The following is a 19544-nucleotide window of genomic DNA, read 5'->3' as shown; positions in this document are numbered from 1 at the left end:
TCAACGCCGTGCATCCAACCGGATGCACGGCTGCGCTATGCTCCGGCCATGAGCTCCGATCAGCCCCGCATCGCATTTCTCGCCGCGCCCACCGAACCGGCGCAGCAGGCCCTGGCATCGCTGACCAAGGCGCATGGACAGGTCGAGCCGGACGAGGCCGACATCCTGTGCACGCTTGGCGGCGACGGCTTCATGTTGCAGACCCTGCATCGCCATGGCGGGCTGGGCAAGCCGGTGTTCGGCATGAAGCTGGGCACCGTCGGCTTCCTGATGAACCATTTCCACGGCGACGACCTGCTGCAGCGGATCCACGCCGCCGAGCCGGCCGTGCTCAAGCCGCTGGAAATGATCGTGCAGACCGAGTCGGGCGCCAGCGTCGGCTCGGTGGCCTACAACGAGGTCTCGCTGCTGCGCCAGACCCGCCAGGCCGCCCACCTGAGCATCGACCTCAACGGCCAGACCCGGCTGGAGGAACTGATCTGCGACGGCGTGCTGGTGGCCACCGCCGCCGGCAGCACCGCCTACAACTATTCCGCCAACGGGCCGATCCTGCCGTTCGGCTCGGACATCGTGGCGCTGACTCCCATCGCACCGTTCCGGCCGCGGCGCTGGCGCGGGGCGCTGCTCAAGACCGAGACCGAGGTGTGCTTCCGGGTGCTGGATCCGTACAAGCGCCCGGTCAGCGCCACCGCCGATTCGCACGAGGTGCGCGACGTGGTGGAGGTGCGGGTGCGCGAATCCAGGGATCGTAAGGTGACGCTGCTGTTCGACCCCGAGCACAACCTGGAAGAACGGATCGTCAGCGAGCAGTTCATGGCCTGAGCGCGCACCGCGTCTCGCCGGGTGCGATTGCCCTGGCGCATACTTGCCGCCATGGCCCAGGACTCCACACCACCGCCGCTGGTCGTCGCGATCTCCTCGCGCGCCCTGTTCGACCTTGAAGACAGCCACGCGCTGTTTGAAAGCGAAGGCATCCAGGCCTACGCCGAGCACCAGCGCGCGCACGAGGACGACGTGCTGGAGCCGGGCATCGCGTTTCCGCTGGTGCGCAAGCTGCTGGCGCTCAACGAAGGGGCGGCCGCAGAGGCGCCACGGGTCGAGGTCATCCTGCTGTCGCGCAATTCGGCCGATACCGGGCTGCGGATCTTCAACTCCATCGAGCACCACCGGCTTGCCGTTTCACGCGCGGCGTTCACCTCCGGCGAGCCGACCTGGCCGTATACGCGCCCGTTCGGGGCCCAGCTGTTCCTGTCGGCCAATCCCGACTCGGTGCGCGCGGCGCTTGAGAACGGCGTGGCCGCGGCCACGATCCTGCCGGCCAAGGCGCCGCAGCACCGCCACGACCAGCTGCGCATCGCCTTTGACGGTGACGCGGTGATCTTCGGCGACGAGAGCGAGCGGGTGTCCCAGCTGGAGGGCATCGACGCCTTCCACGAGCACGAGCGCACGCGGGCACGTGAGGCGCTCTCGGGCGGCCCGTTCCGGGGCTTCCTGTCCGCCTTGCACGACCTGCAGGCGGCGTATCCGCCCGGCGACGCGTCGCCGATCCGCACCGCGCTGGTCACCGCGCGCTCGGCGCCGGCCCACGAGCGGGTGATCCGCACCCTGCGCGAGTGGGGCGTGCGCCTGGACGAGGCCCTGTTCCTGGGCGGGCGGGCCAAGGGGCCGTTCCTGGACGCCTTCGGCGCCGACATCTTCTTCGACGATTCGCTGCACAACATCGATTCGGCCCGCCTGCACGTGGCCACCGGGCACGTGCCGCACGGGATCTCCAACTCGGGCTGAGAAGCTCAGAACTCCAGATCCAGCGCCGCGCAGAGGTAGTCCATGAACGGCGCGGTGGCCTTCAGGTCGCGGGCCAGCGCCTGGCGCAGGCGCGGGCCGGTGACCACGTCGTCGTCCAGGTCGCGCAGGGCGATGAAGTTCCTGTGCCGCAGGTCGTCGATGAAGGCGAAGTCGGCCGGGAATCCGCGCGGCGGCCGCACCAGCATGTCGTCCGTGCCCATCCGGTAGCGGCGGCGGAAGGCGGGGGCATGGGCGGCGGCCTTCCAGCCGGCCGGGTTGTCGACGATGAACTGCCGGATCCGGCGCAGCGCCGGGGATTCGGGCCGCCAGATGCCGGCGGCGACGAAGCAGTTGCCGGGCTGCAGGTGCAGGTACCACAGCGGCGCAATGGTCTCGCGGAAGCGCTCGTGGAACAGGCGCATGCCCTGCCAGGTCTTGTAGGGCGTCTTGTTGCGCGAGAAGCGGATGTCGCGATGGATCCGGTACAGCGAGCCGCCCACGGCCTTCGGATCGGCCCGGTAGTGCAGGCTCACCGTGGCCAGGTCCGGCTGCAGGTCGCTGACCAGCCGCTGCATCGGGTCGCGCACGTGCGCCTCGTAATCCGCCTTGTGGGCGTGGAACCACTCGCGCTCGTTGTTGCGCGCCAGCGCGCGCAGGAAGCGGAAGGTCTTGTCGGTGAAGTAGGAGGCCATCGCGGTCAGCCGGTTGCGGTGGGTTCGGCCAGGTCGGCCTGCAGCTCGCGGCCCCAGGCCTCCAGGCGGTCGAGCAGGGCGAGGCGGCGGCCGTCGCCGGCGTGGGCGGCGCGCAGGGCGTCCAGCTCGGGGAAGAAGGCGGGCAGGGACACCTCCGAGAGCCCGCTGCCCTCGGCCAGCCTGTGCCGCCGGAACCCGTCCCAGCGGGCGCGCTCGGCCGCGTCCAGCGAGTCCGGCCAGTTGCGCGCCCGATAGCGGAACAGCAGCTCGGCCAGGCGCGGATCCTCGAAGCCGAAGTCACGCGCGCCCAGCGCCTCGGGCGGGGTAGCGCGCACGTCGGCGATGCGGCGCCGGTCGGCGTCGGGTACGAAGCCGTCGTAGAGCGAGCCGTCGGCGTCTCCCGGCGTCAGCGGCGGCCGCTGGGCGAATACCCGGCGCACCTTCTCCGGCAGCTCCGGGCCCGCCTCGCGCAGCCGCGCCGCGCGTGCCTTCACCGCATCCGCGTCGATCCGCAGGCGCTCGAAATCGGGCCCGCGCAGGTGCCGCCAGGGCACCAGCGCGGGGCAGCGGTTGGCCTGAACTTCCTTCAGCGGAATGCGGGCCTCGCCCTCGGGCAGGTCGCGGGCGGGGACGAACAGGCGATCGGCGATGTCGTCCACATCCAGCGCCAGCAGCGCGTCCGGCTCGCTGTCCAGGTCGAACACGATCACCCGGCTGCCGATCTTCGGGTGTTCGGCCAGCGGCAGCACCGGCGCCGCGCACAGCCGCGTGGCCGGGTAACGCTGGGAGACGTGCAGCACCGGCTCGCCGCCGACGATGTCCAGCAGGCCGGCGGCAAAGCGCTTGTCGCGCAGGCGCAGGGCGTAGTCCCAGAGCTTGGGCTGTGCGCTGCGGAACAGCCGGCACATGCCGATCAGCGCGCGCACGTCCGACAGCGCTTCGTGGGCGTCGCCCTCGCGCACGTCGTTGGCCTCGGCCAGGTGTTCGAGCTTGAACGAGGTGCCCTTGCCGTCCTCGCGCTGTGGCCACTGGATGCCTTCGGGTCGCAGCGCGTGCGCCAGCCGCATCACGTCCAGCAGATCCCAGCGCGAATTGCCGCTGCGCCACTCGCGCTCGTAGGGATCGAAGAAATTGCGGAACAGCCCGTGGCGGACGAACTCGTCGTCGAAGCGCAGCGAGTTGTAGCCGGCCACGCAGGTGCGCGGGCGGGACATCTCGTCCTGGATGCGGGCGAAGGCCCCGGCCTCGGACACGCCATCGCGCAGCGCGTCCCAGGGATCGATGCCGGTGACCATGCTCGCCCCGGGCGAGGGCAGCAGGTCGCTGGCGGGGCGCACCAGGAAGTCGATCGGCTCGTCGACCTGCCGCAGCTCCAGGTCGGTACGGATGGCGGCGAACTGGGCGATGCGGGTCAGGCGCGGGTCGCGGCCCCAGGTTTCGAGATCGTAGAACAGGAAGCTCCCGCTCACTTGCGCTTGCCCGCCTGCTGCTCCTCCGTCAGCGGCTCCAGGCGATCCTTGATCTTCCCGTCCAACGCTTCCCAGTCCATCGTCTCGAGTGATTCGAGGCCCTCGGTCGCCTCCACCAGCAATTCGTTCTGCACCCTGGCGCGCTCCAGCGCGACGGCGTAGGGGATCCGCATGAAGGTGACCATCGCGTAGCGCGGCACGAAGCGCTCGGGATGGCGCTGCTGCAGCCTGAGCTCCAGCTCGCGCTGGAGCAGGTAGTCGGCATCGTCCACCCGGTCGCGCATTTCGCGGTAGTTTTCCAGCGCCATGAGCTGGATCGCCTCGGCGTTGGGGCGGCGCTCGTTCTCGTAGGCGGTGAAGGCGGCGGCCAGGTCGGGCGCCTCGTCGATGTGCCGGGCCAGGGAGACGCAGTCTTCCAGCGCGCAGTTCATGCCCTGGCCGTGGAAGGGCACCATCGCGTGCGCCGCGTCGCCCACCAGCACCGCGCGGCCGTACAGGCGCCAGCGCTCCAGGTACAGGCTGCCCAGCGGGCTGACCGGGTTGCGCCCCCAGTCCTCGGTGAAGCCGGGCATCAGCTCCAGCGCATCGGGGAACTCGCGCTCGAACAGCGCCCGCGCCTCCTGCGCCGTGCGCACGGTATCGAAGCCCGGCCGGCCCTCGTTGGGCATGAACAGGGTGACGGTGAAGTTGCCGCTGTCGTTGGGCAGGGCGATGCACATGTAGTCGTCGCGCGGCCAGATGTGCAGGGCGTTGGGCTCGATCCGGAACTGGCCGTCGTCGCCGGGCGGAATCTCCAGCTCCTTGTAGGAATGCCCGAGCGGCTCGAAGCGTTCGCCAAGCTTCGTTTCCCGCGCCATCTGCGCGCGCACCGCCGAGCCGGCGCCGTCCGCGCCGATGACGACCTCGAACGCGGCCTCGTGTGCCTTCCCGCCGTCGGCATCATCGATGAAGCGCGCCGTGCCCGCCTCGAAGTCCAGCCGCTCCAGGCGGCGGTTGAAATGCAGCGTCGCCCCGCAGGCCTCGGCGTGGTCGAGCAGGGTGACGTTGAGGTTGCCCCGGTGCACCGACCAGATCACCTCCGAGTCGTCGCGGCCGTAGCGCTGCAGCTGCTGGCTGCCGTCGGAGAAGTGCACCATGCGCCCGCGCATCATCACTGCACGGGCCATCACCGGCTCCTCGCAGCCGGCCTGCTGCAGGGCATGGCGGCCACGTTCGGCCAGGGCCATGTTGATCGAACGTCCGCCCTCGTAGCCCTGTTCGCGCGGGTCGTTGCGGCGCTCGTAGATGTCCACCTTCCAGCCCTGGCGGGCCAGCAGCGCGCCCAGCAGGGCGCCGGCCAGGCCGGCGCCGACGATGGTGATGTGGCGGTTCCTATCGCTCATCTGGCTGACCTGTGCTGGATGCCCACGCCAGGGTTTCCCGTGCGAAGCGCAGCACGTCGGCGTGGTTGTTGTAGAGCGGGGCGGGGGAGATGCGGATCACGTCCGGCTCGCGCCAGTCGCCGACCACGCCGTGCGCGGCCAGGTGTTCGAACAGGCTGCGCCCGGCCTCGCGCCCGGCGCGCACCCGCAGCGAAAGCTGGGCGCCGCGGCGGGAAGGATCGGCCGGCGTCACCACCTGCAGCACCTGCGACAGGCGGGCGTCGATCAGCGCTTCCAGGTATCCGGTCACGCGTTCGGACTTGGCCCGCAGCGCGTCCATGCCGGCGCGGTTGAACAGCTCCAGCGAGGCACGCAGCGGCGCCAGCCCCAGGATCGGCGGATTGCTCAGCTGCCAGCCCTCAGCGCCCGGCGTGGGCACGAACTGCGGGCCCATGCGGAAGCGGCTGTCCTGCTCGTGCCCCCACCAGCCGGCGAAGCGCGGGCGGTCGGTGTGCGCGTGGCGCTCGTGCACGAAGCAGCCGGCCACCGCGCCCGGCCCGGAGTTCATGTACTTGTAGTGGCACCAGACCGCGAAATCCGCGCCGTCGTCGTGCAGGCGCAGCGGCAGGTTGCCGGCGGCGTGGGCGTGGTCGAAGCCGACGACCGCGCCTGCGGCGTGGCCCAGGCGCACGATTTCCGCGGTATCGAAAGCCTGCCCGGTGCGGTACTGCACGCCCGGCCACAGCACCAGCGCCAGGCGCGGGCCGTGCTCCTCGATGGCACGCGCGATTGCCTCCATCGAGAAGGTGCCGCCGGGTTCATCCGGCTCCAGCTCGATCAGGTCGGTGGCCGGATCGAAGCCGTGGAAACGCACCTGCGACTCCAGCGCATAGCGGTCGGACGGAAACGCCCCGGCCTCCATCAGGATCGCCGGCCGCTCCGGCGTGGGCCGGTAGAAGCTGACCATCATCAGGTGCAGGTTGGCGGTGAGCGAGTTCATCGCCACCACCTCGCCGGGCAGCGCGCCCACGGTCGCCGCCAGGCCGTCGCGCACCAGCGCGTGGTAGGGCATCCACTGGCCGGAGCCGGTGAAGTGGCCTTCCACCGCCTCCACCTTCCACTTGTCCAGCACTTCTTCCACGTACTCGCGCGCGCCGCGCGGCTGAAGGCCCAGCGAGTTGCCGCACAGGTAGGCCTGTTCGTGGCCGTCGTGGGCCGGGATGTGGAACTCGGCGCGAAGCCCACGCAGCGGGTCGTCGGCGTCGCGGGCCCGGGCGTACTGGTCGGAGTAGAGGTCGGTCATTGGCAAGCCTTGTTACGCGAACCGGGTTTTCGGCAGGCCCAGCCATTCCAGCGCGGTGCCATGGTAAAGGCGCGCCCTGGCCGGGTCGTCCAGCTGCACGCCCTCGATCACCGCGCCCGGCTCCTGTTCGCCGAGCGGGAACGGATAGTCGGTGCCCAGCATCACCCGATCCGCGCCGGCCACGTCGATGAGGTACTGCAGCGCCTTCGGATCGGCCACCCAGGAGTCGAAGTACAGCCGCTGCAGGTACTCGCGCGGATTGCGCGGGTTGTCGGTGGCCACCAGGTCGGGGCGCATGTTGAAGCCGTGCTCGATGCGGCCGATCGTGTAGGGAAAGCTGCCGCCGCCGTGGGCCATGCAGATCTTCAGCTTCGGCAGCCGCTCCAGCACCCCGCCGAACACCAGCGAGCAGGCCGCGCGCGACTGCTCGGCCGGCATGCCCACCAGCCACGGCAGCCAGTACTTTGGCATGGTCTCGGTGCCCATCATGTCCCAGGGGTGCACCAGCACCGCCGCGCCCAGGTCGGCCGCGGCCTCGAAGAACGGGAACAGCTCCGGCGCGTCCAGGTTCCAGTGCGTGTCCTTCGACACCTGGATGTGCGAGCCGATCTGCACCCCCTGCAGCCCGAGCTGGTCCACGCAGCGCTCCAGCTCCTGCACCGCCAGCCGCGGCGACTGCAGCGGCACCGTGCCGATGCCGGCGTAGTGGCGCGGATGCGCGCGCACGGTCTCGGCCATGTGGTCGTTGAGCGCCTGGTGCAGCTCCAGCGCCTGGTTGGGTTTGGCCCAGTAGCTGAACATCACTGGCACGGTGCTGATCACCTGCACCTGCACCCCGAACTTGGCGTAGTCGTCGATGCGTTCCTGCGCGTCCCAGGTGTTCGACCAGATCTCGCGGAAGAACCTGCCATTGCGGTAGATGCGATGGCGGCCGTCGTCGGTGTGGTGGATCACCGGGAATCGCTCGTCGCCGTACTTGCGCGCCAGATCCGGCCAGTCGCGGGGAAGGTAGTGGGCGTGGATGTCGATTTTCAGCATCCGCGCAGGATACCGCGAGCAGCCGCAGGAGCGGGGTCAGGTGGTTTCGTAGCGGGCAGGGCGGGGGTTGAGGTGGCCGCAGGCGCTGCAGGTGCGCTTGTCTTCCGAGGCGTAGAAGCGGTCGAAGACGGGCGGGAAGTCGTTTTCGATGTCCCGGAGGTGGAAGTACTCCTCGTACAGCTTGTGGTTGCACTGCTCGCAGAACCACAGCAGGCCGTCCTTTTCGTGCTCCAGGCGCTTGCGTTCGATGACCAGGCCGATCGAGCCTTCGGCGCGCTGCGGGGAGTGGGGCACCTTCGGCGGCAGCAGGAAGGTCTCGCCGGCGCGGATCGGGATGTCGCGGACCTTCCCGTCTTCCTGGATGCGCAGGGTCATCTCGCCTTCAAGCTGGTAGAACCACTCCGGGCCTTCCTCCCAGTGGTAGTCGGTGCGCGCGTTCGGGCCGCCCACCACCATCACGATGAAGTCGCCGTCGTACAGGCACTTGTTGCCCACCGGCGGCTTGAGCAGGTGACGGTTGTCTTCGATCCACTTCTGCAGGTTGAGCGGTGCGGGAAGCATGGGTTCCTCCTGGCGGTTCAGCCGCGCCGGGGTGGCAGGGTGGCAACGCATTTCAACTCTATCGCGATCGGGGTGGGCAGGGCGTCGATGCCCAGGGTGGTGCGGCAGGGCGCGGTGGCGATGTCGGGGAAGTACTCGGCCCACACCGCGTTGTAGGCCTTGAAGTCGCCGGCCATGTCGGTCAGGTAGACGGTCACGTCCACCAGGTCTTCCCAGCGCGCGCCGCTGGCCTCGAGTACGGCGCGCACGTTGGCGAACACGGCGTGGGTCTGGGCGGTGATGTCGTGGGCGACGAGGTTCCCATCATCGTCATACCGGTTGCCGGGGATGGCGTTGCTGGCGGCGTCGCGCGGGCCGATGCCGGACAGGAACAGCAGCTCGCCCACGCGCCTGGCGTGTGGATAGGTGCCCACGGGCTTCGGGGCGGTGCCGGTGCGGATGGTGTCGGTCATTCAGCGGTCCTCGCGGTCTTCACTGATGCGCTGCAGCGCCGGCTCGTACTGCTGGGGTAGGGCGTCGGGGCAGTCGATCGCCAGGCCCAGGTCGTGTACCCGGCCGTTGCGCAGCGAGTACACCCAGGCATGCACGCTGACCTTCTGCCCGCGCGTCCAGGCCTCGCGCACCACGGTCGATTCACACACGTTGATCATCTGCTCCAGCGCATTGAGCTCGCACAGGCGGTCGTGGCGCAGCACCGGGTCTTCGAGTGATTCAATGAACGTGCGGTGCTTGTGCTTGACGTCCTTGACGTGGCGGATCCAGTTGTCGGCCAGGCCCACGCGGGTGCCGTCCAGCGCCGCGCCGACGCCGCCGCAGCCGTAGTGGCCCACCACCAGGATGTGCTCGACCTTGAGCACGTCGATGGCGAACTGGATCACCGACAGGCAGTTGAGGTCGGTGTGCACCACCACGTTGGCCACGTTGCGGTGCACGAACACTTCGCCCGGGTTGACGTCGATGACCTGGTTGGCCGGCACCCGCGAGTCGGAGCAGCCGATCCACAGGTATTTGGGCGTCTGGATGTTGGACAGCCGGCTGAAGAACTCCGGATCCTCGGCCTGGACGCGGTCAGACCAGTCGCGGTTGCGTTCGAGCAGTTCGTGAAGTCGGTACATGGAGATCCTGGAAAGAAAGGGCCCGGCTCAGGTGGCGATGCAGACGTTGCGCGGTTCGGTGAAGAAGCGCATGGCTTCCAGCCCGCCCTCGCGGCCCATGCCGGAGTGGCCGCTGCCGCCGAAGGGGGTGCGCAGGTCGCGCATGAGCCAGGTGTTGATCCAGACGATGCCGGCGCGCAGCTGCGCGCCCAGGCGGTGGGCGCGGGCGAGGTCGCGCGTCCAGACGCTGGCGGACAGGCCGTAGTGGCCGGCGTTGGCCAGCGCCAGCGCCTGCTCGTCGCCGTCGAACGGCTGCAGGGTGGCGACCGGGCCGAAGATCTCCTCCATGTTGGTGGCGCACTCCGGGCCGAGGCCTTCGATCACGGTCGGGGCGATGAACCAGCCGGGGCGATCCAGCGCCTGGCCGCCGCACAGGATCGAGCCGCCTTCCTCGCGGGCGCGGGCGATGGCCGCGGTGACCTTGTCGAAATGCGCCTGCGACACCAGCGGGCCGAGCCGCGCGTCGCTGTCCATCGGGTCGCCGGCGCGCAGCGCGCCCGCGCGCTCGACGAAGGCGTCGCGGAACTCGGCGTACACGCTGCGCTCGACGAGGATGCGCGAGCCGCACAGGCAGATCTGGCCGGAGTTCTGGAACGCCGAGCGGACGATGAGGTCGAGGCTGGCCTTCCAGTCCGAATCGGCGAACACCAGGGTCGGGTTCTTGCCGCCCAGCTCCAGCGACACCTTCTTCAGCAGCGGCCCGGCGATGCCGGCGATGCGCCGGCCCACCGCCGTGCTGCCGGTGAAGGAGACCGCGCGCACCGCGTCGTGCTGCACGATCGCCTCGCCGGCCTCGACGCCGCCGCCGTGGATCACGTTGAGCACGCCCGCCGGCAGCCCGGCCTCGTGCGCCAGTTCGGCCAGCATGGTGGCGGTGGCCGGCGTGACTTCCGACGGCTTGGCAACCACCGTGTTGCCCGCTGCCAGCGCCGGGGCGATCTTCCAGGTGAACAGGTACAGCGGCAGGTTCCAGGGCGAGATGGTGCCGACCACGCCCAGCGGCTGGCGCAGGGTGTAGTTGAGGCCGGCCTCGCCGTGGTGGGATTCGCTGGCGAACTGGGTGGCGGCGTGGGCGAAGAAGCGCAGGTTGGAGACCGCGCGCGGGATCTCGGCCTCGCGGGCGAGCGCGTACGGCTTGCCGCCGTCGCGGGCCTCGGCGTGGGCGAAGTCGTCGATGCGGGCTTCCAGCGCGGCGGCCAGCGTTTCCAGGTGCCGCGAGCGCTCGCTGTTGCGCAGCGCCGACCACGCCGGGAAGGCGGCGCCGGCGGCATTGACCGCGTCGTCGACGTCGCGCGCGTCACCCGCGGCCACCTCGGCCCAGGGCTCGCCGCGCGCGGGATCGAACACCTGCAGCCAGCCGCCGCCGGCCGGCTCGCGGGCGCTGCCATCGATGAAGTGTGCGAACCGGCGCATGCCGCGATTCTACCCGGGCTGGCAGGCGGGGCAGAGGTAGAGGCGGCGGGAGCCGGACATCATGCGTTCCACGGGCGTGCCGCAGGCGGGGCAGGGCTCGCCTGCGCGGGCGAAGACCTGGAAGCGGAAGCCGTCCGGGGTGTCGGCCAGGTAGTCGCTGCGCATGCCGCCGGCCTGGACGATGCCGCGGGTCGAATAGCTCAGGCGCGGGATGTCGAGCAGGATCCGGGCCAGCCGAGCGAGCTGCCTGTCATCCAGATCCTTCGGCCGCTGCTTCGGATGCAGGCCGGCGGCGAACAGGACTTCCGAGCGCAGGTAGTTGCCCATCCCGGCCAGGAAGCGCTGGTCGAGCAGCAGGCTGCCCAGCGCGCGGCCGCGGAAGGCCGGCGCGCGCAGCCGTTCGGCCACGGCGCCCGCCTCCAGCTCCGGATCCAGCACGTCCGGCCCCAGGGTGAGCAGGAACGGGTGCGACTCAACCTCGTCGCTGGGCCACATCGACACGTCGGAGGCCGAGTACAGCAGGATCGCGCTGCGCGCGGTTTCCAGCGCCACCCGTAGCGAGCGCGTGGTGGCGGGCCGCTCGCCCGGCGCGGCGGTCTTCCATACGCCGTAGAGCTGGTTGTGGCTGTACATCGTCCAGCCGTGGTCGAAGCGGGTCAGCAGCGCCTTGCCGCGCGGGGTGATCGATTCGATCCGGCGCCCGGCCAGCTCGCGCTCGAAGCGCTTGAGGGCGGGGAACGCGAACTGCGCGCGTACCAGCGGCTCGCCTGCCACCGCTTCGGCCAGGCGATCGGCGGCGCGGCGGATTTCGGGACCTTCGGGCATGGCCCTCAGATCGACTGCATGCGCCCGCCGTCGACCGCCAGGCTGACGCCGTTGACATAGGCCGCCGCCGGCGAGCACAGGAAGGCGATCACGCCGCCGGTCTCCCCGGGCTGGGCAAAGCGGCCCGCGGGCACGGTGGCCTCCATGGCGCGGCGCACTTCGGCCTCGCTGCGGCCTTCGCGGGCGGCGCGGTCGCTGACCAGCTGGCGGATGCGGCCGGTCTCGGTGAATCCGGGCAGCACGTTGTTGACGGTGATGCCGTCCGCGGCCAGCTCGCGGGCCAGGGTCTTGGCCCAGGACGCGACCGCGCCGCGGATGGTGTTGGACACGCCCAGGCCCGGGATCGGCTCGCGCACCGAGGTCGAGACCACGTTGATGATCCGGCCCCAGCCCGCCTCGCGCATGCCCGGCAGCACCGCCTGCAGCAGCAGCTGGTTGGCGATGACGTGGCGGCGGAAGGCCTCTTCGAAGGCGTCCGTCGCGGCCGCATGCAGCGGCCCGCCGGCCGGACCGCCGGTGTTGTTGACCAGGATGTGCACCGGGCGGCGCGCCACCACGTCGGCCACCGTGCCGGCGAGCCCGTCGCTGTCGTTGCTGTCGGCGACCGCCACCGCGTGGCCGCGGTCGGCGCCGCCGGCCAGGCCGGCGGCCACTTCGCGCAGCACGCCCTCGCGGCGCGAGAGCACGGTGACCGTGGCGCCCAGGCCGGCGAGCTCCTCGGCGGTGGCGCGGCCGATGCCTTCGGAGGCGCCGCATACCAGCGCGTGGCGGCCGGAAAGGTTCAGATCCATGCGTGTTCTCCCGTGTCAGGCGGATCTCAGGCGCGTCCGCCGAGCTTGCGCATCATCCGTGGGCGCAGCGCCTCGTCGGTTTCGCCCTGCGGCGGGGCCAGCTCGTCGAGGCTGAAGCCGCGCGCCAGCGCGTCGTCCTCGTCCAACCCGTCGAAGCCGACGAACTCGGCGTCCAGCAGGGCGGCGCGGGCGCTGTCCTCGCTGTCGTAGGACAGGGTGTTGCCATCGCTGTCGAAGACCTCGGCGGTGCCCGCTTCGCGCACCCGCAGGCGGGCCCACACCACGGTGCGGCCCAGGGTGGCCAGCCACCATTCCGTCCAGGTGCCGCCCGCGGCCGGGTCGCGCGGGGCGCTCATGCCAGCGCCCACAGCAGCGACACGGCGGTGGCCAGCAGCGCGCCCAGGGTGACGATCAGGGCGACGCGCGCGGGCGTGGCCAGGCCGGTGAAGGCCCGGTCCGGAACCTCCCGGTAGCCGCCCGACAGCAGCCAGCGCAGCGCGGAGGGCTTCAGGAACGCGCCCTCGCCAAGCCGGTCGCGCAGGGCCGGGTTGTTGTCGCGCAGGTGCACCAGCGACAGCGGCCAGAAGATCACGAACGCGCAGATCCCGCCGATGGTCACGCCGGTGAAGCACAGGGCAATGAACAGCAGCATCGCTCAGAACTCCGCGTGGCCCGGCGCGCGCGGGTAGGGGATCGCGTCGCGGATGTTGGACAGCCCGCACACGTACACCACCAGCCGCTCGAAGCCCAGGCCGAAGCCGGCGTGCGGCACCGTGCCGTAGCGGCGGAAGTCGCGGTACCAGCCGTAGGTCTCGCGATCCAGGCCGAACTGGTCCATGCGCGCGTCCAGCACGTCCAGCCGCTCCTCGCGCTGGCTGCCGCCGATGATCTCGCCGATGCCCGGCGCCAGCACGTCCAGCGCAGCCACGGTGCGACCGTCGTCGTTCAGGCGCATGTAGAAGGCCTTGATCTGCTCGGGGTAGTTGGTCACCACCACCGGCCGGCCCACGTGCTGCTCGGTCAGCCAGCGCTCGTGCTCGGTCTGCAGATCCAGGCCCCATTCCACCGGGAAGTCGAACTTGTGGCCGGACTTCTGCAGCAGATCCACCGCATCGGAATACTCGATCCGCTCGAACGGCGCGTTGGTGAACGCCTCCAGCCGGGTCACCGCGTCCTTCTGCACCCGCTCGGCGATGAACGCCATGTCGTCCGCGCGCTCGTCCAGCACCGCCCGGAACAGGTACTTGAGGAACTCCTCGGAAATCCGCGCGATCTCGTCCAGGTCGGCGAAGGCGATCTCCGGCTCGATCATCCAGAACTCGGCCAGGTGGCGGGTGGTGTGGCTGTTCTCGGCGCGGAAGGTCGGGCCGAAGGTGTAGACCTTGCTCATCGCCAGCGCGAACGCCTCCACGTTGAGCTGGCCGGACACGGTGAGGAAGGTCTCCTGGCCGAAGAAGTCGCGGCTGAAGTCCACCTTGCCGTCCTTGAGCGGCAGGTTTGCCAGGTCGAGCGTGGAGACCCGGAACATTTGCCCGGCGCCCTCGGCGTCGGAGGTGGTGATGATCGGGGTGTTGATCCAGTAGTAGCCGTTTTCGTGGAAATACCGGTGTGCGGCCTGGGCCAGGCAGTGGCGGATGCGGGTGACCGCGCCGAACAGGTTGGTGCGCGGGCGCAGGTGCGCCACCTCGCGCAGGAACTCCAGCGAGTGCGGCTTGGGCTGGATGGGATAGGTCTCCGGATCCTCGACCCAGCCGACCACTTCGATCGATTCGGCCTGGATCTCGAAGCTCTGGCCCTTGCCCTGGGACTGGCTGAGGATGCCGCGGGCGATCACCGCGCAGCCGCTGCTCAGCCGCTGCACCTCGTCGGTGTAGTTGGGCAGCGACTGCGGCGCCACCACCTGGATCGGCGCGAAGCCCGACCCGTCGCTGACGTTGACGAAGCTCAGCCCCGCCTTGGAATCGCGCCGGGTGCGTACCCAGCCGCGAACCGTCACCTCTCCCCCCACGGGGATCCGTCCCCCGAGTGCCTGCGCCACGCTCACGGTCGTCATGCCTTGAATCCCGGTATTGATGAACAGAAAACTGGACTGCGCAGTGTACCGGAGCCCCAACGGGTAGAATGCGCCCATGGACATCCAACTTTCCCCCGCCGCGCTGGAACGCGTCCAGCGCTTCCTCGCCTCCAACCCCGACGCCCTGGGCATGCGCTTCGGCGTCGAGAAGACCGGCTGTTCGGGCTGGGGCTACGTGGTGGACCTGGCCCGCGAGCAGCGCGATGGCGACCAGGTGGTGGAGCAGGGCGGCGTGCGCGTCTACGTGGACGCGCAGAGCGCGCCGCTGGTGGCCGGCACCCGGATCGACTTCGCCCGCCAGGGGCTGAACGAGCAGTTCACCTTCTCCAACCCCAATACGGCCGCCGAGTGCGGCTGCGGCGAGAGTTTCACCACCGACGCCGACCGCGCGGGCTGATTTCGCGCCGGCAATTGCCGGCAACCCCCTGATTCGTCATAATGTGCGGCTCGCTCCGGCCCTGGCCGGGGCGAGCCCTTGCTCCACCGCGCCCGTTCCGGGCCAGCGGGGGGCTGTCCGGCCCGGCGGGCATCAGCGCCCGGGGCCGATAACCGAAAGGAAAAACGCATGCGTCACTACGAAATCGTGTTCCTGGTCCACCCGGACCAGAGCGAGCAGGTGCCGGCGATGATCGAGCGCTACACCACCCTCATCGAGGGCGGCGAGGGCAAGATCCACCGTCTGGAAGACTGGGGCCGCCGCCAGCTGGCGTACCCGATCAACAACCTGGTCAAGGCCCACTACGTGCTGCTCAACATCGAGGCCGGCCAGGCCGTGCTCGACGAGCTGGTCGAGACCTTCCGCTTCAACGACGCGATCCTGCGCCACATGGTGATCCGCCGCGAAGAGGCCGTCACCGAGCAGTCGCTGATCATGAAGAACAAGGACGACAAGGGCGACAAGGGCGGCGACCGCCCGGAGCGCGGCGAGCGCCGCCGCCGTGACGACGACGAAGGCGACGATGCCAAGGCCGATGACGCCAAGGCCGATGCCGACGACACCGAAGAAGCCGCCTGAGGAGCCCTGACATGTCCAAATTCTTCCGCCGCCGCAAGTTCTGCAAGTTCACCGCCGAGGGCGTGGTCGAGATCGACTACAAGGATCTCAACACCCTGCGCCAGAACATCACCGAGACCGGCAAGATCGTCCCGGCCCGGATCACCGGCACCAAGTCGCGCTACCAGCGCCAGCTGGCCACCGCGGTCAAGCGCGCGCGCTACCTGGCCCTGATCCCGTACACCGACAATCACAACGTCTGATCCTGAATCCCGATTCGGACAGCATCCAGTTGCGGCGCCCTGCGCGCCGCTAACGAACCCGGAGCATTCCAATGGAAGTCATCCTGCTGCAGAAAGTCCAGAAGCTCGGCGGCCTTGGCGACAAGGTCACCGTGAAGCCCGGCTACGGCCGCAACTACCTGGTGCCCCAGGGCAAGGCCGTGCCGGCCACCGAGGCCGCGCTGGCCGAGTTCGAGTCGCGCCGCGCCGAGTACGAGGCCCAGGCCCAGGCCGCCCACGACGAGGCCGCCGGGCGCCTGGCCAAACTGGAGGACGTGACCGTCACCATCCACGCCAACGCGTCGCCGGAAGGCAAGCTGTACGGCTCGATCGGCCCGCGCGACATCGCCGATGCGCTCACCGCGCAGACCGGGGTGGAGTTCGGCAAGTCCGAGGTGGTGATGGGCGAGGGCCCGTTCCGCCTGGTCGGCGAGTACGAGGTGGTGCTGCACCTGCACGCCGACGTCGAAACCACCGTGCCGGTGGTGGTGGAGCCGGAAGCGGCCGTCTGATCCCGGTCAGCCACGCTTGATCCACGGAACGGGCGCCCTGGTGGCGCCCGTTTCCGTTCCGGCGCACCCGCGCGCCGGCTCCGGTCGCAGGGCCTGAGACGGCCGGCCGGTATCAACAGGGCGATTTATCCACAGGTTGTTCCGTCGCGGCTCCACAGGCGGACGGCCTAGCATGGCTTGGCACGCATCCAGGCCGGCCCGGCTTGTCGAGCAGTCATCGCAGGAGTGCGACCCACACATGTCCGCCCGTTTCGATCACCCGCCCTTCGGGCATGCCTCCCACGGCGATGGCCGCATCGAGCAGCTCCGGGTTCCGCCGCAGTCGGTGGAAGCCGAGCAGGCGGTGCTCGGCGGGCTGATGCTCGCGCCGGAGGCCTACGACCGGGTCGCCGACGTGCTGGTGGTGAAAGATTTTTACCGCCACGACCACCAGCTGATCTACAGCGCCATCCGCGACCTGGCCGAGAAGAACCAGCCGTTCGACGCGGTGACCCTGGGCGAGTGGTTCGAGTCGCACGGCAAGTCCGGCGAGATCGGCGGCGGCGCCTACCTGGTGGAGCTGGCCAGCACCACCGCCTCGGCCGCCAACATCAAGGCCTACGCCGACATCGTGCGCGACAAGGCGGTGCTGCGGCAGCTGATCGAGGTCGGCACCGGCATCGTAAACGACGGCTTCCAGCCGGAAGGCCGCTCGACCGAGGACGTGCTGTCCAAGGCCGAGCGCGACGTGTTCGCCATCGCCGAGGCCGGCGCGCGCGGGCGCCTGGACTTCGTGCCGGTGAACGACGCGATGAAGGAGGCCTTCGACGTCCTCCAGACCCGTTTCGCCAACGGCGGCAGCATCACCGGCCTGCCCACCGGCTACGAGGAATTCGACGAAATGACGGCCGGCCTGCAGCCGACCGACCTGCTGATCCTGGCCGCGCGCCCGGCCATGGGCAAGACCACCTTCGCCCTCAACATCGCCGAGTACGCGGCGCTGAAAACGAAGAAGGCGGTGGCGGTGTTCTCGATGGAAATGTCGGCCAGCCAGCTGGCGCTGCGCCTGATTTCCTCCAACGGCCGGATCAACGCCACCCGCCTGCGCACCGGGCAGCTGGAGGACGAGGACTGGAGCCGGGTGACCGGCGCGATCCGCATGCTCAAGGAGTCGAAGATCTTCATCGACGACACCCCGGGCCTGTCGCCGGACGTGCTGCGGGCCAAGGCCCGGCGGCTCAAGCGCGAGCACGACCTGGGCCTGATCGTGATCGACTACCTGCAGCTGATGGCGGTACCGGGCAACAGCGAGAACCGGGCCACCGAGATCTCCGAGATCTCCCGCTCGCTCAAGGGCCTGGCCAAGGAGCTGAACCTGCCGGTGATTGCGCTCTCCCAGCTCAACCGCTCGCTGGAGTCGCGTACCGACAAGCGCCCGGTGATGGCCGACCTGCGCGAATCGGGCGCGATCGAGCAGGACGCGGACATCATCGTGTTCATCTACCGCGACGAGTACTACAACAAGGAAAATTCGCCCGACAAGGGGCTGGCCGAGATCATCATCGGCAAGCAGCGAAACGGCCCCACCGGCTCGTTCAAGCTCAAGTTCTTCGGCGAATACACCCGCTTCGACAACCTCGCCCACGATTCGGTCGGCAGTTTCGAGCCCTGAGCCCGGGCGGGATTTCGCGAACCTGAATGCGAGCTTGCAGCCGCCGGCGGCCATCACCCGCCAGCCACGGAAGCGGGGCTAGGATTCCGTTATCACGGCACGCCGGAGTGCCGGGATTCCCCGAATTCCCTCCCAAGGAGCACGCAAATGAGCAAGTTCGCCACCGCAGGCCTGACCGCCGCGCTCGCAGGCGCCCTGATGCTGGGCGGCTGCGCTTCCTACACCGGCCAGACGTCCGATCCGAACGACCCCAACCGCACCCGCACCGGGGCGCTGGTGGGCGCCGGCATCGGTGCCGTGGCCGGCCTGCTCAGTGGTTCGGATGCCACCGAGCGCCGCCAGCACGCCATGATCGGCGCCGGCGCGGGCGCGCTGGCCGGTGGCGCGGTGGGCGCCTACCAGGATCGCCAGGAGGCCGAGCTGCGCAGGCAGATGGCCGGCACCGGCGTTGATGTGCACCGCGAAGGCGACAACATCACCCTGAACATGCCCGGCGCGATCACCTTCGGCTTCGACCGCGATGACGTGCAGTCGCAGTTCTACCCGGTGCTCAACAACCTGGCCCAGACCCTGAACCAGTACGACCAGACCATCATCGAGGTCGCCGGCCACACCGACAACGTCGGCGCCGCCGCCTACAACCAAGGCCTGTCCGAGCGCCGCGCCCAGTCGGTGGCCAACTACCTGTCCGGCCAGGGCGTGAACCAGCAGCGCATGATCGTGGTCGGCGCGGGCCTGACCCGTCCGATCGCCGACAACAGCACCGAGGCCGGCCGCGCGCAGAACCGCCGCGTCGAGATCACCCTGGTGCCGATCCAGTCCTGAGCGGATCTCCGGACTTGATCAGTGACAGGAAAAAGGCCGCGCAAGCGGCCTTTTTCCTGGTTCGTCTCCAGGCCCGGTGCTCCGGCAGGATCAGGATTCGCCGCTGGAACCCTCCGACTTGGCCAGCGCCTGGGACAGCGAATCGATCAGCTTGCCGACTTCGCTGCGGGGTATCCCGAAGAACCGGGTTTCCGCCGGCTGCTGCGTCTCCACGTCCATGTACTTGATCCGTATGGCGATCGCGTCGCGGCCGCTGATCGGGCCGGTGTCCCAGCCGGAGATCGGGTACACCGTGGTGTCGTGCTGTTTGGAAGTCATTGCGGGATCCTCATGAAAAAAGCCCCAGCCGGTTGTGGCTGGGGCCTGTTGTTGGTGGAGGTGGGCGGAATCGAACCGCCGTCCGAAGGCACTCCATCCCCGGTACTACATGCTTAGCCAGCCGTTGATTCTCGTCCCATGGCAGCACGGCTTGCAAAGCGCACCCTGGAACCAGCCTGTCAGTTCAACCGCGGAAGACAGGCAACCCCCGCGGCTGGTTCCCGTGATAATGACCCTACATCCACGAGCACGGGCACAAGTGGGTTCGGGGCTTACGCCTTAAGCGGCGAGAGCGTAGTTGTCGTCGTTGGCAACTATGAGTTTGCCGCTGGATTTACGAGGAAAGCTGCCCCCTCGGCATGCACCAGGTGATTTCGCAACCCCCGTCGAAGCCAATGCACCCCCGGGGAAAACGTTCACGCTGACGTTCCCAGTATAGGGGCGGAAGGCGCCATCACAAGGGCCGGCGCGTGCGCGTGCAGCGCCGGTTCACCGCG

23 protein-coding genes and 1 other RNA gene are annotated in these 19544 nt (G+C 69.5%); 8 read left to right on the top strand and 16 right to left on the bottom strand.

Annotation, left to right across the window (positions count from 1 at the left end; genetic code table 11):
• Positions 1 to 48 precede the first annotated feature (48 nt).
• Together ACOZ90_RS01595 and ACOZ90_RS01590 are read left to right on the top strand one after the other, a co-directional pair.
• The gene (locus ACOZ90_RS01595) at positions 49 to 822 is read left to right on the top strand and encodes an NAD kinase (RefSeq protein WP_422891867.1); all 774 of its coding nucleotides are present in this window, start codon (positions 49 to 51) and stop codon (positions 820 to 822) included.
• 51 nt (positions 823 to 873) lie between these two features.
• A complete protein-coding gene (locus ACOZ90_RS01590) occupies positions 874 to 1785 on the top strand; it encodes a 5'-nucleotidase (RefSeq protein WP_422891866.1) in 912 nt (303 codons plus the stop codon).
• 5 nt (positions 1786 to 1790) lie between these two features.
• Here ACOZ90_RS01590 and ACOZ90_RS01585 read toward each other — a convergent pair whose 3' ends face one another.
• Genes ACOZ90_RS01585 through asnS form a run of 14 tightly spaced genes read right to left on the bottom strand, consistent with a single transcriptional unit; the run spans position 1791 to position 14445 of the window.
• Positions 1791 to 2477: a DUF2461 domain-containing protein gene (locus ACOZ90_RS01585; RefSeq protein ID WP_422891865.1), complete on the bottom strand. Its 687-nt coding sequence runs from the start codon at positions 2475 to 2477 to the stop codon at positions 1791 to 1793.
• Between the two features lie 5 nt (positions 2478 to 2482).
• Positions 2483 to 3946 carry an exodeoxyribonuclease I gene (gene sbcB, locus ACOZ90_RS01580; RefSeq protein WP_422891864.1) on the bottom strand — a complete coding sequence of 488 codons (1464 nt, stop codon included), beginning with the start codon at positions 3944 to 3946 and terminating at the stop codon, positions 2483 to 2485.
• Positions 3943 to 5328, bottom strand: a complete 1386-nt coding sequence (locus ACOZ90_RS01575) for an FAD-dependent oxidoreductase (protein WP_422891863.1) — start codon at positions 5326 to 5328, stop codon at positions 3943 to 3945. Before ACOZ90_RS01575 ends, sbcB begins: the two co-directional genes overlap by 4 nt.
• Positions 5318 to 6610 (bottom strand): kynureninase, encoded by a 1293-nt coding sequence (gene kynU, locus ACOZ90_RS01570; RefSeq protein ID WP_422891862.1) that lies wholly within the window; start codon positions 6608 to 6610, stop codon positions 5318 to 5320. Before kynU ends, ACOZ90_RS01575 begins: the two co-directional genes overlap by 11 nt.
• 12 nt (positions 6611 to 6622) lie before the next feature.
• Complete coding sequence (locus ACOZ90_RS01565; protein ID WP_422891861.1) at positions 6623 to 7648, bottom strand: amidohydrolase family protein; 1026 nt, start codon at positions 7646 to 7648, stop codon at positions 6623 to 6625.
• Positions 7649 to 7684: 36 nt separating this feature from the next.
• The gene (locus ACOZ90_RS01560) at positions 7685 to 8209 is read right to left on the bottom strand and encodes a 3-hydroxyanthranilate 3,4-dioxygenase (RefSeq protein WP_422891860.1); all 525 of its coding nucleotides are present in this window, start codon (positions 8207 to 8209) and stop codon (positions 7685 to 7687) included.
• A 17-nt stretch (positions 8210 to 8226) separates the two neighbouring features.
• A complete protein-coding gene (locus ACOZ90_RS01555; RefSeq protein ID WP_422891859.1) occupies positions 8227 to 8661 on the bottom strand; it encodes a RidA family protein in 435 nt (144 codons plus the stop codon).
• Positions 8662 to 9324 (bottom strand): carbonate dehydratase, encoded by a 663-nt coding sequence (can, locus tag ACOZ90_RS01550; protein WP_422891858.1) that lies wholly within the window; start codon positions 9322 to 9324, stop codon positions 8662 to 8664.
• Between the two features lie 27 nt (positions 9325 to 9351).
• Positions 9352 to 10776 carry an aldehyde dehydrogenase gene (locus ACOZ90_RS01545; protein ID WP_422891857.1) on the bottom strand — a complete coding sequence of 475 codons (1425 nt, stop codon included), beginning with the start codon at positions 10774 to 10776 and terminating at the stop codon, positions 9352 to 9354.
• Between the two features lie 9 nt (positions 10777 to 10785).
• A complete protein-coding gene (gene nei / locus ACOZ90_RS01540; protein WP_422891856.1) occupies positions 10786 to 11601 on the bottom strand; it encodes an endonuclease VIII in 816 nt (271 codons plus the stop codon).
• 5 nt (positions 11602 to 11606) lie between these two features.
• Positions 11607 to 12392, bottom strand: a complete 786-nt coding sequence (locus ACOZ90_RS01535; protein WP_422891855.1) for an SDR family oxidoreductase — start codon at positions 12390 to 12392, stop codon at positions 11607 to 11609.
• Positions 12393 to 12418: 26 nt separating this feature from the next.
• Positions 12419 to 12748, bottom strand: a complete 330-nt coding sequence (locus tag ACOZ90_RS01530) for a hypothetical protein (RefSeq protein WP_422891854.1) — start codon at positions 12746 to 12748, stop codon at positions 12419 to 12421.
• The gene (locus ACOZ90_RS01525) at positions 12745 to 13044 is read right to left on the bottom strand and encodes a hypothetical protein (protein ID WP_422891853.1); all 300 of its coding nucleotides are present in this window, start codon (positions 13042 to 13044) and stop codon (positions 12745 to 12747) included. The genes ACOZ90_RS01530 and ACOZ90_RS01525 overlap by 4 nt, the downstream gene beginning before the upstream one ends.
• Before the next feature lie 3 nt (positions 13045 to 13047).
• Complete coding sequence (asnS, locus tag ACOZ90_RS01520; protein WP_422891852.1) at positions 13048 to 14445, bottom strand: asparagine--tRNA ligase; 1398 nt, start codon at positions 14443 to 14445, stop codon at positions 13048 to 13050.
• 76 nt (positions 14446 to 14521) lie between these two features.
• On the opposite strand from asnS, the gene ACOZ90_RS01515 reads away from it, so the two are divergent.
• From ACOZ90_RS01515 to ACOZ90_RS01490, 6 genes are all read left to right on the top strand, one after another.
• Positions 14522 to 14863: a HesB/IscA family protein gene (locus tag ACOZ90_RS01515; RefSeq protein ID WP_422891851.1), complete on the top strand. Its 342-nt coding sequence runs from the start codon at positions 14522 to 14524 to the stop codon at positions 14861 to 14863.
• 168 nt (positions 14864 to 15031) lie between these two features.
• Positions 15032 to 15481 carry a 30S ribosomal protein S6 gene (gene rpsF, locus ACOZ90_RS01510; RefSeq protein WP_422891850.1) on the top strand — a complete coding sequence of 150 codons (450 nt, stop codon included), beginning with the start codon at positions 15032 to 15034 and terminating at the stop codon, positions 15479 to 15481.
• 11 nt (positions 15482 to 15492) lie between these two features.
• Entirely contained in the window at positions 15493 to 15723 is a 231-nt protein-coding gene (rpsR, locus tag ACOZ90_RS01505) for a 30S ribosomal protein S18 (protein ID WP_422891849.1), read from the top strand.
• A 71-nt stretch (positions 15724 to 15794) separates the two neighbouring features.
• Positions 15795 to 16253 (top strand): 50S ribosomal protein L9, encoded by a 459-nt coding sequence (rplI, locus tag ACOZ90_RS01500; protein ID WP_422891848.1) that lies wholly within the window; start codon positions 15795 to 15797, stop codon positions 16251 to 16253.
• Positions 16254 to 16491: 238 nt separating this feature from the next.
• Entirely contained in the window at positions 16492 to 17904 is a 1413-nt protein-coding gene (locus tag ACOZ90_RS01495; protein WP_422891847.1) for a replicative DNA helicase, read from the top strand.
• Positions 17905 to 18051: 147 nt separating this feature from the next.
• On the top strand, positions 18052 to 18729 hold the full coding sequence (locus tag ACOZ90_RS01490; RefSeq protein ID WP_422891846.1) for a YiaD family glycine zipper/OmpA-like lipoprotein: 678 nt from the start codon (positions 18052 to 18054) through the stop codon (positions 18727 to 18729).
• A gap of 90 nt (positions 18730 to 18819) precedes the next feature.
• Here the strand turns inward: ACOZ90_RS01490 and ACOZ90_RS01485 are convergent, their stop codons facing one another.
• Positions 18820 to 19047, bottom strand: a complete 228-nt coding sequence (locus ACOZ90_RS01485) for a hypothetical protein (RefSeq protein WP_422891845.1) — start codon at positions 19045 to 19047, stop codon at positions 18820 to 18822.
• 52 nt (positions 19048 to 19099) lie between these two features.
• Positions 19100 to 19452: a transfer-messenger RNA gene (gene ssrA, locus ACOZ90_RS01480) on the bottom strand.
• Positions 19453 to 19544 lie beyond the last annotated feature (92 nt).

This window comes from Luteimonas dalianensis (genome assembly GCF_049339425.1).
GTDB classification, from domain to species: domain Bacteria; phylum Pseudomonadota; class Gammaproteobacteria; order Xanthomonadales; family Xanthomonadaceae; genus Luteimonas; species Luteimonas dalianensis.
This window is presented reverse-complemented; position numbering and strand designations above follow the sequence as displayed.

What these genes read in the sequence shown, in the direction of transcription:
- rpsR (WP_422891849.1), top strand. Translation starts at nt 15,493, where the DNA reads ATGTCCAAATTCTTCCGCCGCCGCAAGTTCTGCAAGTTCACCGCCGAG.
- ACOZ90_RS01485 (WP_422891845.1), bottom strand. Translation starts at nt 19,047, where the DNA reads ATGACTTCCAAACAGCACGACACCACGGTGTACCCGATCTCCGGCTGG.
- ACOZ90_RS01595 (WP_422891867.1), top strand. Translation starts at nt 49, where the DNA reads ATGAGCTCCGATCAGCCCCGCATCGCATTTCTCGCCGCGCCCACCGAA.
- ACOZ90_RS01525 (WP_422891853.1), bottom strand. Translation starts at nt 13,044, where the DNA reads ATGCTGCTGTTCATTGCCCTGTGCTTCACCGGCGTGACCATCGGCGGG.
- rplI (WP_422891848.1), top strand. Translation starts at nt 15,795, where the DNA reads ATGGAAGTCATCCTGCTGCAGAAAGTCCAGAAGCTCGGCGGCCTTGGC.
- asnS (WP_422891852.1), bottom strand. Translation starts at nt 14,445, where the DNA reads ATGACGACCGTGAGCGTGGCGCAGGCACTCGGGGGACGGATCCCCGTG.
- ACOZ90_RS01585 (WP_422891865.1), bottom strand. Translation starts at nt 2,477, where the DNA reads ATGGCCTCCTACTTCACCGACAAGACCTTCCGCTTCCTGCGCGCGCTG.
- ACOZ90_RS01575 (WP_422891863.1), bottom strand. Translation starts at nt 5,328, where the DNA reads ATGAGCGATAGGAACCGCCACATCACCATCGTCGGCGCCGGCCTGGCC.
- ACOZ90_RS01590 (WP_422891866.1), top strand. Translation starts at nt 874, where the DNA reads ATGGCCCAGGACTCCACACCACCGCCGCTGGTCGTCGCGATCTCCTCG.
- kynU (WP_422891862.1), bottom strand. Translation starts at nt 6,610, where the DNA reads ATGACCGACCTCTACTCCGACCAGTACGCCCGGGCCCGCGACGCCGAC.
- can (WP_422891858.1), bottom strand. Translation starts at nt 9,324, where the DNA reads ATGTACCGACTTCACGAACTGCTCGAACGCAACCGCGACTGGTCTGAC.
- ACOZ90_RS01515 (WP_422891851.1), top strand. Translation starts at nt 14,522, where the DNA reads ATGGACATCCAACTTTCCCCCGCCGCGCTGGAACGCGTCCAGCGCTTC.
- ACOZ90_RS01490 (WP_422891846.1), top strand. Translation starts at nt 18,052, where the DNA reads ATGAGCAAGTTCGCCACCGCAGGCCTGACCGCCGCGCTCGCAGGCGCC.
- ACOZ90_RS01535 (WP_422891855.1), bottom strand. Translation starts at nt 12,392, where the DNA reads ATGGATCTGAACCTTTCCGGCCGCCACGCGCTGGTATGCGGCGCCTCC.
- ACOZ90_RS01530 (WP_422891854.1), bottom strand. Translation starts at nt 12,748, where the DNA reads ATGAGCGCCCCGCGCGACCCGGCCGCGGGCGGCACCTGGACGGAATGG.
- ACOZ90_RS01545 (WP_422891857.1), bottom strand. Translation starts at nt 10,776, where the DNA reads ATGCGCCGGTTCGCACACTTCATCGATGGCAGCGCCCGCGAGCCGGCC.
- nei (WP_422891856.1), bottom strand. Translation starts at nt 11,601, where the DNA reads ATGCCCGAAGGTCCCGAAATCCGCCGCGCCGCCGATCGCCTGGCCGAA.
- ACOZ90_RS01565 (WP_422891861.1), bottom strand. Translation starts at nt 7,648, where the DNA reads ATGCTGAAAATCGACATCCACGCCCACTACCTTCCCCGCGACTGGCCG.
- ACOZ90_RS01560 (WP_422891860.1), bottom strand. Translation starts at nt 8,209, where the DNA reads ATGCTTCCCGCACCGCTCAACCTGCAGAAGTGGATCGAAGACAACCGT.
- rpsF (WP_422891850.1), top strand. Translation starts at nt 15,032, where the DNA reads ATGCGTCACTACGAAATCGTGTTCCTGGTCCACCCGGACCAGAGCGAG.
- ACOZ90_RS01555 (WP_422891859.1), bottom strand. Translation starts at nt 8,661, where the DNA reads ATGACCGACACCATCCGCACCGGCACCGCCCCGAAGCCCGTGGGCACC.
- ACOZ90_RS01495 (WP_422891847.1), top strand. Translation starts at nt 16,492, where the DNA reads ATGTCCGCCCGTTTCGATCACCCGCCCTTCGGGCATGCCTCCCACGGC.